Genomic DNA, 15,845 nt, shown 5'->3' with positions numbered 1-15,845 from the left:
TAATCAAGGAGCTGTTTAGGTTAAATGCTAACCTGATGGCTTCTTTTATTTCTAAATAGTATAGTTGCTCAAGTAAAATAACCGTATGGGAGAAGTATAGAATGGAACGATTAGAAGATTACATTGCTTTTGATTTAGAATTTAATCAGCACGAAGGACAAACACACCTAATTCAAGTATCGGCAGTGCGTTTTAAAGATGGTCAGGAAATCGATGCCTATGATTCCTATGTTCATACCAGTGTTCCCTTAAAAAGCTTTATCAATGGTTTGACTGGGATTACGGCTGAGACCTTAAAAGATGCTCCACCAGTGGAGGAAGTTATAAAAGACTTCCAAGAGTTTGTGGGTTCTTTACCCATGGTTGGCTACAATGCTGCTAAAAGTGATCTACCTATTTTAGCGGATCATGGTTTAGACTATAGCCAGCAGTATAAGGTGGACTTGTATGATGAAGCTTTTGAACGTCGTAGTTCGGATTTACATGGTATTGCCAATCTCAAATTGCAAACTGTTGCCTCATTTCTTGGATTTCAAGGTCAGTCTCATAATAGCTTAGAGGATGCTCGGATGACGGCGCGTGTTTACGAGTCCTTTCTAGAGTCAGACCAGGCTAGAGAATTGTTAGGGGCAGAAAGTAGCCTCTCTAACAATCCTTTTGGGGGCTTGGACTTGTCTCAATTATTTGACTAGGAGTGCCTATGAAACCTGAAAAACCTAAAAATCTAGGTTTTAAGCAGATATACTTTAATCTAGATAAAATACTCTTTCTATTTTTCTTGACTTTTATGATGATTGAGTTTGTCTGGTTACCATCAAATTCTTGGATTGCTGGACTTTTGCTCCGTCAGACAGGTTATCTCTTTCTATCCTACAACAATATTTTTGCCATTATAACGGGTTCACCCTTTATTAGTCTTGCTTTATTTGTTCTGGTGATTGTTAATTTACTGGTCGCCTTTTACCAGATAGGACTTCTCTTTATTGGTGCTAGGCATTTATTATGCCATGAAAAAAGGACCTTGCTGGAGTACAGTCGCAAGGTCTTTCGCCAAAGTTTCTTGTTTATGAAGCAAGTGACGATTTCAAAAATGGCCTTTATTTTCTTTTATGTCATGATGCTCTTTCCATTGATTCGAAAGATTTTAAAGATTTATTACCTTAATAAAATTGTCATTCCAGACTTTATCGTTGATTATGTGGAAGACAAGTATTGGCTAGTAGGTATAGTGGTTACTATTCTTGCTTTACTTCTATTTTACATTTCAGTGCGTTTCATGTTTGCTCTACCTCAGCTTTTATTTGAGAAGAAAACAGTCAAAGAAGCTGTCAGATACAGTCTAGAGAAGACAAGAAAGCACTCCTGGTTTTATACTTGGAACTTGCTTTGGATTGTCGTCAAAACCTACCTATTTTTCATTCTTCTATTGATTCCAATCTTGGCAAGTCAGGCACTGATGGATGGTCTGACTCATAAGGAATCTCTTGTACTGGGAATTCTTAACTTTGTCTTGATTAAGAATTTCCACTATATGGCCTTGACTTACTTTCTCATTAAGTTTGTTTCCTTCTTAACAGGAGAAGAACTAGAAATCACACCAAGGAGAAAGAAAGACCACTGGATGAGATGGGGAGTGATGGGCTGTGCTTGTATCTTTTTCGCTCTTGAGGGGTATGTTTATTTAGAAGCTCCAGTTTCACATAAACCTTTAATCATTTCTCACAGGGGAGTATCTAATAAGAATGGTGTGCAGAATACCGTCCAATCACTAGAAAAAACTGCTCAGTTATCTCCAGATTTCGTTGAGACAGATGTTCAGGAAACAAAAGATGGCCAGTTTGTCATGATGCATGATGCCAATATCAAGAATCTGACAGGAGTTAATGCCAATCCTCAGGATTTAACCTTAGATGAATTAACCAAACTTGATATTTCAGAAAATGGTTATCATAGCAAGGTGTCCAGTTTTGATGACTATCTCAATAAAGCCAATGAATTGCATCAAAAACTTCTTATTGAGATTAAAACCAGTCGAAAAGATAGCCCAGATATGATGAAACGCTTTATGGAAAAATATGGAACGGTTCTTAAGCAGAATGGTCATCAAATGCAATCTTTAGACTACCATGTGATTGATCAGGTGCTAGCCTACGATTCTCAAATTCCAGTCTATTTCATCCTACCTTACAATAGTATTTTTCCAAGAACCAAGGCTACAGGTTACACCATGGAGTATTCAACTTTAGATGAAAATTTTGTCAACAAGCTTTGGAATACGGATCAGAAATTGTACGTTTGGACCATCAATAGTTCAGAGTCCTTTGAGAAATCAGTTCATTTGGGAGCTGATGGCATGATAACGGATGATTTGGAAATGATTCAAGACCAGGTTACTATTGCCCAAGAAGACCCAGAGTATACTGAATTGCTTTTCAAACAGGCCATGGAATTCTTTAATTTTTAATAAGCAAAAAGAGGAACAACTGTTCCTCCCACGGATAGGCAAGTATTCTCTTGAATGCTTGTTTTTCTTATGCTTAGAATGGCAATTTCCCAGCGAAAGCACCCAGTTTTTTCTTGGTAGTTTCATCGATTTGTTCAAGAGCGGAGTTGATGGCCTGAACGGTCATATCAGAAAGAGTTTCGAGATCTTCTGGGTCAACGACAGCTGGATTGAAGTCAATGTTGACAACTTTCTTATCTCCAGTCAAGGTCGCTTGAACAAGGTCTTGAGCAGATTTGCCAACAAATTGCATAGCAGCAAGTTCAGCTTGGCTTTGTTCCATTTGTTTTTGAAGTTTTTGTGCTTGGCGCATCATATTTTGCATGTTCATCATGGTGATTTACAGTTTCCTTTTATCTTATTTTCTTTCCTATTTTATCAATTTTGGGGTTAAAAGTCTAATGTTAGTATAAATCCTCCAACATTAAATTACCAAAGAGATTTTCGAAGAGCACGAGTCTGGAACATGAAAACAGCAGTTGATTTCAAGAAACAAAAAAAGAACAGCCAAAGCTGTCTTTTTATCATTATTTGAGACCGTATTTTTTGTTGAAACGATCCACGCGTCCATCTGCTTGAGTGAACTTTTGACGTCCAGTGTAGAATGGGTGTGAGTCTGATGAAATTTCCACACGGATCAATGGGTAAGTTTCGCCTTCGAATTCAACTGTTTCGTTAGAGCGTTTTGTTGAACCGCTAAGGAATTGGTAACCAGTAGTTGTGTCCATGAAGACAACTGGGCGATATTCTGGATGGATATCTTTTTTCATTTTGCAATATTTCCTTTCTGCCATGGTCTCTTTGCGAGCCATAGATTGTTACCATACTAGTCTATCAGATTCTGAAAAGTTTGGCAAGTATTTTATCAGTTTTTAAGTAAGTTTTTTAACTTTTGGTAGATGATTTCGTTTTCTTCTAGGCTATAGGAATTAGCACCGCTTGCTAGAGGGTGGCCTCCACCATCATGTTCCTTGGCGATTTCATTGATAGGATGGATTTTACTGCGTAAGCGAACACGGTAGTGGCCATCAGCCTGTTCTACAAAAATTCCCCAGAGACTGACGCTGTCAATCCGACCAGGAGCTCCTACAATAGCGGCAGTTTCAGCATCGGTAACATTGAATTGTTTCAAGACTTCTTGACTCAGGATAACACGAGCTGCACCATTTTCATCCACTTCCAGATGGTCGTAGATGTAGCCTTGAAGTTTAGCAATTTTGTAGCTCATAGTGTCCATTTTGCGAGTGAGAGCCGCAAAATCAAAGTTCTGTTCTCTTAGAGAGGCAGCCAGGCGAAGAGTCCGTGCAGTCGTAGAAGGATAAAGGAAGCGACCTGTATCACCAACAATTCCTGCAAAGAGCAACTCAGCAGCGCGATCTGACAAGGCCAGTTGATTTGTTTGGGCAAATAGGGTAATCATCTCGCTAGCGCTACTTGAACTAGTATCCACCCAAGATAGGTCACCGTAGACATCATCATTAGGATGGTGGTCAATCTTAATGAGAAAGTCACCTTGACTGTAGCGCTTATCATCGATACGAGCAGTATTAGCTGTATCACAGACGATGACAAGGGCGTCTTGGTAGACACTATCTTCAACAAGATCCATCTCAGCCATCCAAGTAAGAGTTGGTTCATCAAAACCAACTGCTTTGATGGTTTTTTCTGGGAAATGATGTTTGAGAAGAGCTTTCAATCCCACCTGACTTCCTAAGGCATCAGGGTCTGGTTTCATATGACGATGAATGATAATCGTGTCGTATTCTTTGATTTTTTCTAAAATTTGATGGCAAATTTCCATAAATAACCTCAATTCTTTCTCATTTCATTGTAGCACAAGAATTTTTATTTTTAAAATGAAAAAGATGTGATATAATGGAGAAAGATAAATTGAGGAGGACGATATGGCATTAGCAAAAATTGTATTTGCCAGTATGACCGGTAATACCGAAGAAATTGCAGATATTGTAGCAGACAAATTACGTGACTTGGGCTTGGATGTCGATGTTGATGAATGTACAACTGTTGACGCTTCAGACTTCTTGGAAGCAGACATCGCTATCGTTGCGACCTATACTTATGGTGATGGAGAATTGCCAGATGAGATGATGGACTTCTACGAAGACTTAGCAGACCTCAACTTGAATGGCAAAATCTACGGAGTGGTTGGCTCAGGTGATACTTTCTACGATGAATTCTGTAAAGCTGTTGATGACTTTGATCGTGTCTTTGTTTCAACAGGAGCAGAAAAAGGTTCAGAGTGTGTCAAAGTTGATCTTTCTGCCGAGGAAGAAGATATTGAACGCTTGGAACAATTTGCAGAAGAATTGGCTGCTAAAGTAGGATAAGTATAAAAGTGCGCTGATGCAATTAATCAGTGCATTTTTCTTAGCGTGAGTTGGGATTTTACTAGCCTATTTGGTGGCTTTTTGATACAATAATTCAAATAAAGGAGGAGACTGTATGGATTTAGATATTATTCGTCAAGAAATTGATCAAATCGACGACCAGATTGTCAAACTGTTAGAAGAACGAATGCATTTGGTTGAGGGGGTAGTTGCTTATAAGAAGGCTTCAGGGAAACCGATTTTAGATACCAAGAGAGAAGAAGTTATTTTTGAAAAGGTCAGAAATCGTGTAGAAGACAAGCGCTATCAGGAGACTATTGTCGCAACATTTTCTGACATACTCAAACGTTCGCGTGATTATCAGGATCAAAACATCAAATGAAAAAAGAACAATTTTATCCGCTAGGAATTTTTCTAGCTGCTATGGTGGGCGGACTTGTCCGCTATCTAGTTTCTACTTGGTTACCAGCCAGTCCAGATTTTCCTTGGGGCACTCTCTTTGTCAACTATCTGGGAATTTTCTGCTTGGTTTATCTGGTAAAAGGCTACCTGGTCTATAAGGGGACTAGTAAGGGCTTGGTTTTAGCACTGGGGACGGGTTTTTGCGGTGGTTTGACAACCTTTTCTAGTCTAATGCTTGATGCTGTGAAACTGCTTGATACAGGGCGTTATCTTAGTTTAGTCCTGTATTTGCTTTTGAGCATCGGTGGAGGACTGCTTTTAGCTTACTATTTAGGGAGGAAGAAATGGTAATCGTCTATCTTGCAATTGCTTGTGGTTTCGGAGCTCTAGTACGTTATTTCTTTTCCCGCTATAATCAAGCTTCTAAATTGCCACTCGGAACGCTCATAGCCAATCTTCTAGGTTGTTTTTTGATTGGCTTGCTCTACAACCATGTGGAGTCCAAGGAAGTTTATACTATCCTAGCAACAGGATTTTGTGGAGGGTTAACAACCTTCTCGACCTTGAATGATGAACTGCAAAGACTGCTAAGTGATAAGAAGGTATTTTATTCTTATTTAGCTTTAACCTACCTAGGTGGTTTTATTGCGATTTTTTTAGGAATTCTGCTATAAATTTCTTTACTTTTTTGTGGAAATTTGGTAAACTGTATCTTGTGTGTAATGGACGCACAAAAATACAGTTTATCCGCTGAGGAAGGTTCCTCAAGATTGGCAAAGATAGGAGAATAAAATGAATCCATTAATCCAAAGCTTGACTGAAGGTCAACTTCGTACAGATATTCCATCATTCCGTCCTGGTGACACTGTTCGTGTACACGCGAAAGTTGTCGAAGGTAACCGTGAACGTGTTCAGATCTTTGAAGGTGTTGTTATCGCACGTAAAGGTGCTGGCATCTCAGAAAACTACACAGTTCGTAAAATCTCTAACGGTGTAGGTGTTGAGCGTATCTTCCCAATCCACACTCCACGTGTTGAAAAGATCGAAGTTGTACGTTACGGTAAAGTACGTCGTGCGAAATTGTACTACTTGCGTGCTCTTCAAGGTAAAGCAGCTCGTATCAAAGAAATCCGTCGTTAATTCGACTAAAAAACTCTGCTTTTTCAGCAGAGTTTTTATCTAGCTCCCTTAGTTCAATGGATATAACAACTCCCTCCTAAGGAGTAGTTGCAGGTTCGATTCCTGCAGGGGGCATATAAACTATTGATTTTACTGGGTGTTTGAGGTGTTTCGTCCCAAATTCGCCCCTAAATTACAAGAATTATATAAAGTGTTGACATAGGTTTGATAAGCAACCCCTAGAATTACTTTGACAAATTATCATGAATTATAAAATTTGGAGTACTAATGGTCGATAAAGATTTTTCTTTTGATAAGATAGAATCTATCTTAAACGGAACTAGCAATTTTTATATTTCTTCAAAAGAAGAATTGAATAAATGCTTAGATCATGTTGTTCAGTTGATTTCGGATTCATACATTTTATATATAAATAATTCATATACCTCCTCCTCTTTTTTAGCTATTAGTGTGCTAGAAGAGGTTGGAAAAATTCAAATGGGAATATTTATTAAAGGTTCAGATTCCTATGTGAGAAAAGATAAATTAAGAGATCATAAGTCTAAACAAATTGTTGGAGCGAGCTACACTATTTGTATGGGCGAAAGGATTAAAAATGCAATTTCTAATGAAAATTTGGAAAAAATTTTTAAATTTATTTATTCTGGAGAATTGAAAGATTTAAGAGAACAAGTAATTTATTGTGATAGAAAAAATAACAATATCGTGACACCAAAAGATTTAATTACTCAAGAACTTGCAAGAAATCTACTTTTATTTGCGATAGAATCATTTGATGATAATCTTGTTGGATGGACAGATTACTCAATCGAGTTATCAAAGAAAACTGATTTATTTTTTGAAATTATTGCTAATTCTAAGATGAAATAGACAAAAAACCGCTCAACTGAGCGGTTTTCGTCTATTCTTTCCTTTTACAGTACCCATGTTCGGATGGCATGGGCAACGCCGGATTCGTCATTTGTTTTGGTGATGTATTTGGCGATTTTTTTGATTTCTGGATTTCCGTTTTCCATGACTACGGGGTTGCCAACGACTTCCAGCATGGCACGGTCATTTTCTTCGTCACCGATAGCCATGGTTTCATCTTTGGTCAATCCCAGTTTTTCAGCTAAGTGAGTAATAGCTGAACCCTTGTCTACATTCTTTTTAAGGAGTTCGAGGTAGAAAGGAGCAGACTTGTTGATGGAGTAACGTTTGTAAAATTCTGCTGGAATTTTTTCAATCGCTGCATCCAGAATCTCTGGTTCATCGATAAACATACACTTGACGATTTCCTTGCCAGCCATTTCTTCAGGAGTGCGGTAGAAGATTGGCATGCTGACGAGGGTTGATTCGTGAACTGTGTATTTTCCGATATTGCGATTTGCAGTGTAGATACCGTCCTTGGTAATAGCATGCATGTGGACACCGAGCTTACGACTAAGGAATTCCATATCCAGATAATCCTCATAGGTCAAGGATTCGCTGATAATCTCATGTCCTGTAGCAGTTTCTTGGACAAGGGCACCGTTGAAGGTCACCACATAGTCGCCCTCGTCTCTCAGCTGCAAGTCGTCCAGAAGTTTGGCAACACCTGCGATAGGACGACCCGTTGCAATGACGACTTTGACACCAGCTTCTTTGGCGTCTTGAATGGCAGAAAAGACTTGAGGCGTGATCTCCTTTTGACTGTTGACTAGAGTTCCGTCGATATCGACGGCAATTAGTTTAATACTCATAAATTTCCTCTTCTAGTTTTTATTTGGGGTAAAATGATCATTCTCAATCAAGTGTAAAAATTGCTGGGTAATGCTTGCGAAAATGCTATTTTGGTCCAACATTTCTTTTGGGAAATAAAAACGATTATCTCCGTGGCGACTGCCAGCAAGGGATTGGACGATAGGAGACAGGCTAGAGAGTTCGGCCAGTTCTCCATTTTTTTGTAAGATCTCAATCTGTGTCCTTGGATTTTCAGATTCGGGACGATAAATATCATAAGGGAGGTCAAAGTTCTTATGAATGGCAGTATAGTAGTCTGGCTCAAAGCCAATGTCCTCAACCAATTTTCTCATGCTAGCGAGTTGGTCTTGGTATTCTTGTGAAAAGGTAATGGATTTAAAGACCTTGCGGTTGACAAAACGTTGCGACAAGTCTGCAAGTATCTTGTCAGGACTGGTCATCCAGAGCTGGAAGTAGGTATTCATCACACCATCATCTAGAGCCAGATAATCAGACAAGGTCACATTTTTTTCAAAGAAAGGTAGCAAATGGGGGGAAGTTCGTGCAAAGAAGTCCTTATCTTCAGGATAGAGTTCCTTGGCGCGTTTGAGGAGATTCTGTAGGAGAACTTCCATGGCGCGTGTTGCTGGGTGGAAATAAACCTGCATGTACATCTGGTAGCGACTGAGGACGTAGTCTTCGATGGCATGCATGCCATTGCGCTGAAAGGCAATACCGTTTTCGATAGGACGAATGACTCGGAGAATGCGAGTCAGGTCAAATTCTCCATAGGAAGCACCTGTAAAATAGGAGTCGCGCAAGAGATAGTCCATGCGGTCTGCATCAATCTGACTAGAAATGAGTTGCACGACCTGCTTGTTAGGATAGGTGTGGTTGATGACACTGGCAACCTTTTCTGGAAAATCTGGCGCCACTTGTAGCAGGACTTGGTGAATCTCCGTCTCAGGACTTTGGATGATTTCCTGGGTGATGGCCTCATGGTCTGTATCAAAGAGATGTTCAAAAGTATGGGAGTAGGCACCATGCCCAAGGTCATGCAGGAGAGCAGCGGTCATGGTCAAGAGAGACTCGGCAGGATTCCATTCTTCAGGATATTTTTCTTCAAAAATCTCCGTGATGCGTCGTGCAATTTCATAGACACCTAGACAGTGAGAGAAGCGGCTGTGCTCCCCACCGTGGAAGGTATAACTGGAAGTTCCCAGTTGCTTGATACGACGCAAACGCTGAAATTCTTTTGTATTAATCAAGTCATAGATGATTTGATTATTGACATGGATGTAGTTGTGAACTGGGTCACGGAATACTTTTTCGTTCATATGACCATTATAGCAAAAACCTGATATTTTTGGTAAAATAGTAGGACAAGAGACAAGAAAGAGGACTAGATGTGAAGATTCGGATGCGAAATAGGATTCAGTTTGATGAGCAGTTGGAAGTGATTGACCAGCTTTATGACGTGGAAGTGCATGAAAAAGGAGATTATAGCTACCTGCTTTTCTATAATGAGGAAAAGGAAAAAGTAGTGATTAAATTTCATGATCAAGAACTGGTGATGAGTCGTTTTTCCAATCCCAAGACCACTATGCGCTTTTTAAAGGATAGTGATAGTTTAGCCTATATCCCTACACCTATGGGCATGCAGGAGTTTATCATTCAAACGAGCCGTTATGAAGTTGATGGGCAAAAGATACATTTAGGCTATCAACTACAAAATCAAGAGGGACAACCCTTTGCCAGCTATCAATTGGAAATTACTTGGGGCTAGTCTCTTGTTTTTTCAAATTTAGCTAGCTATCTTCTTGGATTGGCTCCCTAGTGTGGTAGATTAGGCTAATTTTTGGTATAATAAAAGTTATGGAAATTGAAAAAACCAATCGTATGAATGCGCTCTTTGAATTTTATGCGGCGCTTTTGACAGATAAGCAAATGAATTATATAGAGTTCTACTATGCTGATGATTATAGCCTTGCTGAGATTGCTGAAGAGTTCGGTGTCAGTCGTCAGGCTGTTTACGACAATATCAAGCGGACAGAAAAAATTCTGGAAGATTATGAGATGAAATTGCACATGTACTCGGACTACATTGTCCGCAGTCAGATTTTTGACCAGATTTTGGAGCGCTATCCCAAGGATGACTTTCTGCAGGAGCAGATAGAAATTTTAACAAGCATTGATAATAGAGAATAAGAGGAAGAAAAATGGCATTTGAAAGTTTAACAGAACGTTTGCAGAACGTCTTTAAAAATCTACGTAAAAAAGGAAAAATCTCTGAATCTGATGTTCAAGAGGCAACCAAAGAGATTCGCTTGGCCTTGCTTGAAGCCGACGTTGCCTTGCCTGTTGTAAAGGACTTTATCAAGAAAGTTCGTGAGCGTGCAGTCGGGCATGAGGTCATTGATACCCTTAATCCTGCGCAACAGATTATCAAAATCGTTGATGAGGAACTGACAGACGTTTTAGGTTCTGATACGGCAGAAATTATCAAGTCACCTAAGATTCCTACAATCATCATGATGGTTGGTTTGCAGGGGGCTGGTAAAACAACTTTTGCTGGTAAATTGGCCAATAAACTCAAGAAGGAAGAAAATGCTCGTCCTTTGATGATTGCGGCGGATATTTACCGTCCTGCGGCTATTGACCAGTTGAAAACTCTGGGACAACAGATTGATGTGCCGGTTTTCGCTCTTGGTACAGAGGTTCCAGCTGTGGAGATTGTTCGTCAAGGTTTGGAACAAGCCCAAGCTAATCATAATGACTATGTCTTGATTGATACGGCAGGTCGTTTGCAGATTGATGAGCTTTTGATGAATGAGCTTCGCGACGTGAAAGCACTGGCTCAACCAAATGAAATTCTCCTTGTCGTTGACGCTATGATTGGTCAGGAAGCGGCCAATGTTGCGCGTGAGTTCAATGCTCAGTTAGAAGTCACTGGGGTGATCCTTACTAAGATTGATGGCGATACTCGTGGTGGTGCGGCTCTATCTGTTCGTCACATTACTGGAAAACCAATCAAGTTTACTGGTACAGGTGAAAAGATTACGGACATTGAAACCTTCCACCCAGACCGTATGTCTAGCCGTATCCTTGGCATGGGGGATATGCTCACTCTGATTGAGAAAGCTTCTCAGGAATACGATGAGCAAAAAGCCCTTGAAATGGCTGAGAAGATGCGCGAAAACACCTTTGATTTCAATGATTTCATTGATCAGTTGGATCAGGTGCAAAACATGGGGCCGATGGAAGACTTGCTCAAGATGATTCCAGGTATGGCCAACAATCCAGCCCTTCAAAACATGAAGGTGGATGAGCGCCAGATTGCGCGCAAACGTGCCATTGTGTCTTCTATGACGCCTGAAGAACGTGAAAATCCAGATTTGTTAAATCCAAGCCGTCGTCGTCGTATCGCTGCTGGTTCTGGGAATACATTTGTCGAAGTCAATAAGTTCATCAAGGACTTTAACCAGGCTAAACAGCTTATGCAAGGTGTCATGTCTGGAGATATGAACAAGATGATGAAACAAATGGGCATCAACCCTAACAATCTTCCTAAAAATATGCCAAATATGGGAGGAATGGATATGTCTGCCCTTGAAGGAATGATGGGACAAGGCGGTATGCCTGATCTGTCAGCTCTCGGAGGAGCAGGAATGCCAGATATGAGTCAGATGTTTGGTGGCGGTCTAAAAGGTAAAATCGGTGAATTTGCTATGAAACAGTCCATGAAACGCATGGCTAACAAAATGAAGAAAGCGAAGAAGAAACGTAAGTAAGACAAAGGAAGGCCACAGGGCTTTCCTTTTTTAGAAAGAAGAAAAATGAGCACTTCCGTAATTGGAAATGCTCGTTTTTTGATGTGTTTAGATTCTTAGTCTTTATTTTCGTATGGTAAGATTAAGTTCAAGATGATTCCTGTCATGGCTGATAGGGCAGTACCTGAAAGTGTAACTGGACCAAGTTTAAGGATAGCTCCTCCAAGTCCAAGGACCAACATAGCACTTGCGATGATGAGGTTACGCATTTGAGCGAAGTCAACACGTTCTTTGATCAAGACTTTCAAACCATTACTTGCGATAACTCCGTAGAGAAGGATTGACATACCACCAAGTACAGCATTTGGAATGGTTGAAATCAAGGCAGTGAATTTACCAAGGAAGCTAAGGGCAATCGCGATGAAGGCAGCGTTACGGATAACTGAGACAGAAGCGATACGAGTCATACCGATAACCCCTGTATTTTCTCCATAAGTTGTATTGGCTGGTCCGCCAAGGAAGGCAGAAACAGAAGTTGCGATACCGTCACCAAGAAGAGTACGGTGAAGACCTGGTTCTTTCAAGAATTGACGGCCACAGATTTGACCCAAAACAGTATGGTCTCCGATATGTTCAGAAATTGTTACGATAGCGATTGGCAAGATGGCGATGGTTTCTGGACCAAAGTAAAGATTGTATTCTTTAAAGGCACCACCTGTGCTAAATGGCAAGTAGAAACCAGGAATCTCGAACCAGTTAGCTTTAAGAACTGGTGTAAAATCAACCAAGCCAAGAGTTAGTGCGAAGAGGTAACCACCGATAATGGCAAAGAGGAATGGAATGATTCGTAGAAAGCCTTTTCCTTTTGTGTTGATAAAGGCAGCAATCAAGAAAGTAACAACTGCTACAAGAGCATTTTTCCAATTTCCATCCGCTACAAGACCAGCATTGGTAACAGCTGAGCCTGCAAGTCCAAGACCGATAACGATAATCATAGGTCCGATGATGATTGGTGGCAAGAGTTTATCAATCCATTTTGTACCCGCAAAACGAACACCAGCAGCGACAAGCACATAGATAAAACCTGTAAGGATAACCCCTGTTTGTGCAGCTGATACATCCCCTCCTAGTTCCTTCATAGCTAGCGACATAGCTGTGATAAAGGCGAATGATGATCCTAGATAAACTGGAACTCTAAAACCAGTTGCGATCATGTAGATGAGTGTTCCAACACCCGAAGCAAAAAGGGCAACAGATACAGGCATTCCCAAAATCAAGGGTACCAAGATGGTCGCACCAAACATGGCGAAAACATGTTGGAAACTAAGGAGAATTCCTTTTCCAGCCGAAGGACGTTGGTCAACGTCTAGTAACAAATCAACAGTTGATTCTTGTTTCATATAAACCTCACTTTTGGGCATCAAAAAAGAGCCCATTATTTTACAGCAATAGGCCCTCAGAGTAAGACTTCTCTAAAATCTAGACTTTAAAGAGTTTCAAGTATTTCTGCGTCTTCGTCACCTCACGGGATGACATTAAAAACCTTTGCTTGTGTTAGTATAGCAGAAAAAAATGATTTTGTAAATCATTTTTTCCCGAGCCTGGAAATAAAGGAGCGAGGTTGATTTTGTAAATCATTTTTTCCCGAGCCTAAAAATAAAAGAGCGAGGCTGACTTTGTAAATATTTTTTACTAAAAAATTTAAAGCGGGCGTTTATTGGGCATGCCAGCCTTTCTTGGATATTTATTTGGTGTTTCTTTTTTCTTTTCCACCACTGTGATATAACGCGGATCTCCATTCGGTAGGGCGTAGCTGAGATTGTCTTCGACCTTACTGAAGAGGAGGTTGAGGGCATTCTTAGCTTCTACTAATTCCTCAGGCGCATTGCTAGCCTTGAGTGCCAATAGTTTGCCACCAACTTTAAGGTAGGGAATGGTCAACTCAGACAAGACCTGCATACGGGCAACCGCACGAGCTGTTACAAAATCATAGTGAGCACGGAAGTTCTTGTCTTGGGCAAAATCTTCGGCACGTCCATGGTAGAAATGAACACCGTCCAAATCCAGTTCTTGAGCCAACAGTTGGAGGAAGTTGATGCGCTTATTGAGTGAATCAATGATAGTTACATTTAACTGAGGATAGAGGATTTTCATGGGAAGACTAGGAAATCCTGCCCCAGCCCCGATATCAAGCAGTTTGATATTTTCATTGGGAATCAAACCTTGCAGAATAGGTGCAATCGAATCATAAAAATGTTTGAGATAAACTTCTTCTTTGTCTGTAATAGCCGTCAAATTAATCTTTTCATTCCACTCGACCAAGAGTTCAAAATAAAGTTCAAATTGTTTTTTTTGCTGGTCCGAAAGTGGAAGATTTTGCTCGGCAAGCAGGTTGTAAAATGTTTCTGGTTTCATAGTTATTTCCTTCTTTAGTATCATCTTATTTTACCACAATCATTAAAAATTTGATATACTGGTACTAATCTAAAAGTAGAAAGGACTTATATAATGACTTGGATTATTCTTGGAGTTATCGCTCTTATTGTTATTTTTGTGATTGTTAGCTATAACGGTTTGGTTAAGAATCGTATGCAAACAAAGGAGGCTTGGAGCCAGATTGATGTTCAGTTGAAACGTCGAAATGACCTTTTGCCAAACTTGATTGAGACTGTAAAAGGTTATGCTAAATATGAAGGTTCTACCCTTGAAAAGGTGGCAGAACTTCGTAACCAAGTGGCGGCAGCGACTTCACCAGCAGAAGCTATGAAAGCTAGTGATGCCCTCACTCGTCAGGTTTCAGGTATTTTTGCAGTTGCAGAAAGCTACCCAGATTTGAAAGCTAGTGCCAACTTTGTTAAATTGCAAGAGGAGTTGACAAACACAGAAAATAAAATTTCTTACTCTCGTCAACTCTACAACAGTGTTGTCAGCAACTACAATGTAAAATTAGAAACTTTCCCAAGTAATATTATCGCTGGAATGTTTGGATTTAAAGCAGCAGATTTCCTTCAAACACCAGAAGAGGAAAAGGCAGTTCCTAAAGTTGATTTTAGCGGTTTAGGTGACTAAGATGCTGTTTGATCAAATTGCAAGCAATAAACGAAAAACCTGGATTTTATTGCTGGTATTTTTCCTACTCTTAGCTCTTGTTGGCTATGCGGTTGGTTATCTCTTTATGAGGTCTGGACTTGGTGGTTTGGTTATCGCACTGATTATCGGCTTTATCTATGCCTTGTCCATGATTTTTCAATCGACAGAGATTGTTATGTCCATGAATGGAGCGCGTGAGGTTGATGAACAAACGGCACCAGACCTCTACCATGTAGTGGAAGATATGGCTATGGTCGCTCAGATTCCTATGCCCCGTGTTTTCATCATTGATGATCCAGCCTTAAATGCCTTTGCGACAGGTTCTAACCCTCAAAACGCGGCGGTTGCTGCGACGTCAGGTCTCCTAGCTATCATGAATCGCGAGGAACTAGAAGCTGTTATGGGACATGAAGTCAGTCATATTCGTAATTACGATATCCGTATTTCGACTATTGCTGTTGCCCTTGCTAGTGCTATTACCATGCTTTCTAGTATGGCAGGTCGTATGATGTGGTGGGGTGGCGCAGATCGCAGACGAAGTGACGATGATCGAGATGGAAATGGCTTAGAAATCATTATGCTAGTGGTTTCTCTCCTAGCTATTGTGCTGGCACCTCTTGCTGCAACCTTGGTGCAACTAGCTATTTCTCGTCAGAGGGAATTCCTAGCGGATGCTTCTAGTGTTGAGTTGACTCGCAATCCTCAAGGAATGATCAATGCTCTAGGTAAGTTGGATAATAGTAAACCGATGAGTCGTCCTGTAGATGATGCCAGCAGTGCACTTTATATCAATGATCCTAAGAAAGGGGGAGGGTTCCAAAAACTCTTTTATACCCACCCACCTATCTCAGAACGTATTGAACGTTTAAAACATATGTAAAATGAAGGCTG

General features: G+C 40.3%; 20 protein-coding genes and 1 tRNA gene. 14 read left to right on the top strand and 7 right to left on the bottom strand.

Features of this window, described 5'->3' with window-relative positions; genetic code table 11:
- Window positions 1–101 precede the first annotated feature (101 nt).
- Window positions 102–692 carry a 3'-5' exonuclease gene (locus RWO85_RS03995; RefSeq protein ID WP_314414158.1) on the top strand — a complete coding sequence of 197 codons (591 nt, stop codon included), beginning with the start codon at window positions 102–104 and terminating at the stop codon, window positions 690–692.
- A gap of 8 nt (window positions 693–700) precedes the next feature.
- The gene (locus tag RWO85_RS03990; protein WP_314414156.1) at window positions 701–2,464 is read left to right on the top strand and encodes a glycerophosphodiester phosphodiesterase; all 1,764 of its coding nucleotides are present in this window, start codon (window positions 701–703) and stop codon (window positions 2,462–2,464) included.
- Between the two features lie 73 nt (window positions 2,465–2,537).
- Here the strand turns inward: RWO85_RS03990 and RWO85_RS03985 are convergent, their stop codons facing one another.
- The 3 genes from RWO85_RS03985 to RWO85_RS03975 all read right to left on the bottom strand — a co-directional run bounded on the left by RWO85_RS03985 (window position 2,538) and on the right by RWO85_RS03975 (window position 4,304).
- Complete coding sequence (locus RWO85_RS03985; protein WP_261044361.1) at window positions 2,538–2,837, bottom strand: YbaB/EbfC family nucleoid-associated protein; 300 nt, start codon at window positions 2,835–2,837, stop codon at window positions 2,538–2,540.
- 193 nt (window positions 2,838–3,030) lie between these two features.
- Window positions 3,031–3,273 carry a type B 50S ribosomal protein L31 gene (locus tag RWO85_RS03980; RefSeq protein WP_000710764.1) on the bottom strand — a complete coding sequence of 81 codons (243 nt, stop codon included), beginning with the start codon at window positions 3,271–3,273 and terminating at the stop codon, window positions 3,031–3,033.
- Between the two features lie 95 nt (window positions 3,274–3,368).
- Window positions 3,369–4,304, bottom strand: a complete 936-nt coding sequence (locus RWO85_RS03975) for a bifunctional oligoribonuclease/PAP phosphatase NrnA (protein ID WP_314414154.1) — start codon at window positions 4,302–4,304, stop codon at window positions 3,369–3,371.
- A gap of 103 nt (window positions 4,305–4,407) precedes the next feature.
- Here RWO85_RS03975 and RWO85_RS03970 point away from each other — a divergent pair, with 103 nt between their 5' ends.
- The 7 genes from RWO85_RS03970 (at window position 4,408) to RWO85_RS03940 (ending at window position 7,263) form a co-directional block, all read left to right on the top strand.
- Window positions 4,408–4,851 (top strand): flavodoxin, encoded by a 444-nt coding sequence (locus RWO85_RS03970; protein WP_001162128.1) that lies wholly within the window; start codon window positions 4,408–4,410, stop codon window positions 4,849–4,851.
- Window positions 4,852–4,966: 115 nt separating this feature from the next.
- Entirely contained in the window at window positions 4,967–5,233 is a 267-nt protein-coding gene (locus RWO85_RS03965; RefSeq protein ID WP_247930781.1) for a chorismate mutase, read from the top strand.
- Window positions 5,230–5,604, top strand: coding sequence for a fluoride efflux transporter CrcB (crcB, locus tag RWO85_RS03960; protein ID WP_000712114.1), 375 nt, complete (start codon window positions 5,230–5,232; stop codon window positions 5,602–5,604). Before RWO85_RS03965 ends, crcB (RWO85_RS03960) begins: the two co-directional genes overlap by 4 nt.
- Entirely contained in the window at window positions 5,598–5,927 is a 330-nt protein-coding gene (gene crcB / locus RWO85_RS03955) for a fluoride efflux transporter CrcB (RefSeq protein ID WP_314414152.1), read from the top strand. Before crcB (RWO85_RS03960) ends, crcB (RWO85_RS03955) begins: the two co-directional genes overlap by 7 nt.
- Window positions 5,928–6,045: 118 nt before the next feature.
- Window positions 6,046–6,393 carry a 50S ribosomal protein L19 gene (gene rplS / locus RWO85_RS03950; RefSeq protein ID WP_001068670.1) on the top strand — a complete coding sequence of 116 codons (348 nt, stop codon included), beginning with the start codon at window positions 6,046–6,048 and terminating at the stop codon, window positions 6,391–6,393.
- 42 nt (window positions 6,394–6,435) lie between these two features.
- Window positions 6,436–6,507: transfer RNA gene (locus tag RWO85_RS03945), tRNA-Arg, on the top strand.
- 153 nt (window positions 6,508–6,660) lie between these two features.
- Window positions 6,661–7,263 (top strand): AbiV family abortive infection protein, encoded by a 603-nt coding sequence (locus tag RWO85_RS03940; protein ID WP_314414150.1) that lies wholly within the window; start codon window positions 6,661–6,663, stop codon window positions 7,261–7,263.
- 44 nt (window positions 7,264–7,307) lie between these two features.
- On the opposite strand, the gene yidA is transcribed toward RWO85_RS03940, so the two are convergent.
- Window positions 7,308–8,114, bottom strand: a complete 807-nt coding sequence (gene yidA, locus RWO85_RS03935; RefSeq protein ID WP_314414149.1) for a sugar-phosphatase — start codon at window positions 8,112–8,114, stop codon at window positions 7,308–7,310.
- Between the two features lie 12 nt (window positions 8,115–8,126).
- Window positions 8,127–9,431, bottom strand: coding sequence for an HD domain-containing protein (locus RWO85_RS03930; protein WP_314414147.1), 1,305 nt, complete (start codon window positions 9,429–9,431; stop codon window positions 8,127–8,129).
- A gap of 71 nt (window positions 9,432–9,502) precedes the next feature.
- On the opposite strand from RWO85_RS03930, the gene RWO85_RS03925 reads away from it, so the two are divergent.
- The 3 genes from RWO85_RS03925 (at window position 9,503) to ffh (ending at window position 11,885) form a co-directional block, all read left to right on the top strand.
- Window positions 9,503–9,880, top strand: a complete 378-nt coding sequence (locus RWO85_RS03925) for a DUF1934 domain-containing protein (RefSeq protein ID WP_314414145.1) — start codon at window positions 9,503–9,505, stop codon at window positions 9,878–9,880.
- 89 nt (window positions 9,881–9,969) lie between these two features.
- The gene (locus tag RWO85_RS03920; protein WP_261041425.1) at window positions 9,970–10,302 is read left to right on the top strand and encodes a putative DNA-binding protein; all 333 of its coding nucleotides are present in this window, start codon (window positions 9,970–9,972) and stop codon (window positions 10,300–10,302) included.
- A gap of 11 nt (window positions 10,303–10,313) precedes the next feature.
- Window positions 10,314–11,885, top strand: a complete 1,572-nt coding sequence (gene ffh / locus RWO85_RS03915; RefSeq protein WP_050203406.1) for a signal recognition particle protein — start codon at window positions 10,314–10,316, stop codon at window positions 11,883–11,885.
- A gap of 95 nt (window positions 11,886–11,980) precedes the next feature.
- On the opposite strand, the gene RWO85_RS03910 is transcribed toward ffh, so the two are convergent.
- On the bottom strand, window positions 11,981–13,264 hold the full coding sequence (locus RWO85_RS03910; protein ID WP_025169851.1) for a solute carrier family 23 protein: 1,284 nt from the start codon (window positions 13,262–13,264) through the stop codon (window positions 11,981–11,983).
- Window positions 13,265–13,565: 301 nt separating this feature from the next.
- On the bottom strand, window positions 13,566–14,279 hold the full coding sequence (rsmG, locus tag RWO85_RS03905; protein ID WP_314414143.1) for a 16S rRNA (guanine(527)-N(7))-methyltransferase RsmG: 714 nt from the start codon (window positions 14,277–14,279) through the stop codon (window positions 13,566–13,568).
- 93 nt (window positions 14,280–14,372) lie between these two features.
- On the opposite strand from rsmG, the gene RWO85_RS03900 reads away from it, so the two are divergent.
- Together RWO85_RS03900 and htpX are read left to right on the top strand one after the other, a co-directional pair.
- Window positions 14,373–14,933 (top strand): LemA family protein, encoded by a 561-nt coding sequence (locus RWO85_RS03900; protein WP_000219822.1) that lies wholly within the window; start codon window positions 14,373–14,375, stop codon window positions 14,931–14,933.
- Window position 14,934: 1 nt separating this feature from the next.
- The gene (gene htpX / locus RWO85_RS03895; RefSeq protein ID WP_314414140.1) at window positions 14,935–15,834 is read left to right on the top strand and encodes a zinc metalloprotease HtpX; all 900 of its coding nucleotides are present in this window, start codon (window positions 14,935–14,937) and stop codon (window positions 15,832–15,834) included.
- The last annotated feature ends 11 nt before the right edge of the window (window positions 15,835–15,845 follow it).

It is taken from the genome of uncultured Streptococcus sp. (assembly GCF_963521865.1).
Classification (GTDB): Bacteria; Bacillota; Bacilli; order Lactobacillales; family Streptococcaceae; genus Streptococcus.
Note: the sequence above shows the minus strand (reverse complement) of the source record. Positions and strands in the feature narration are given on the sequence as shown.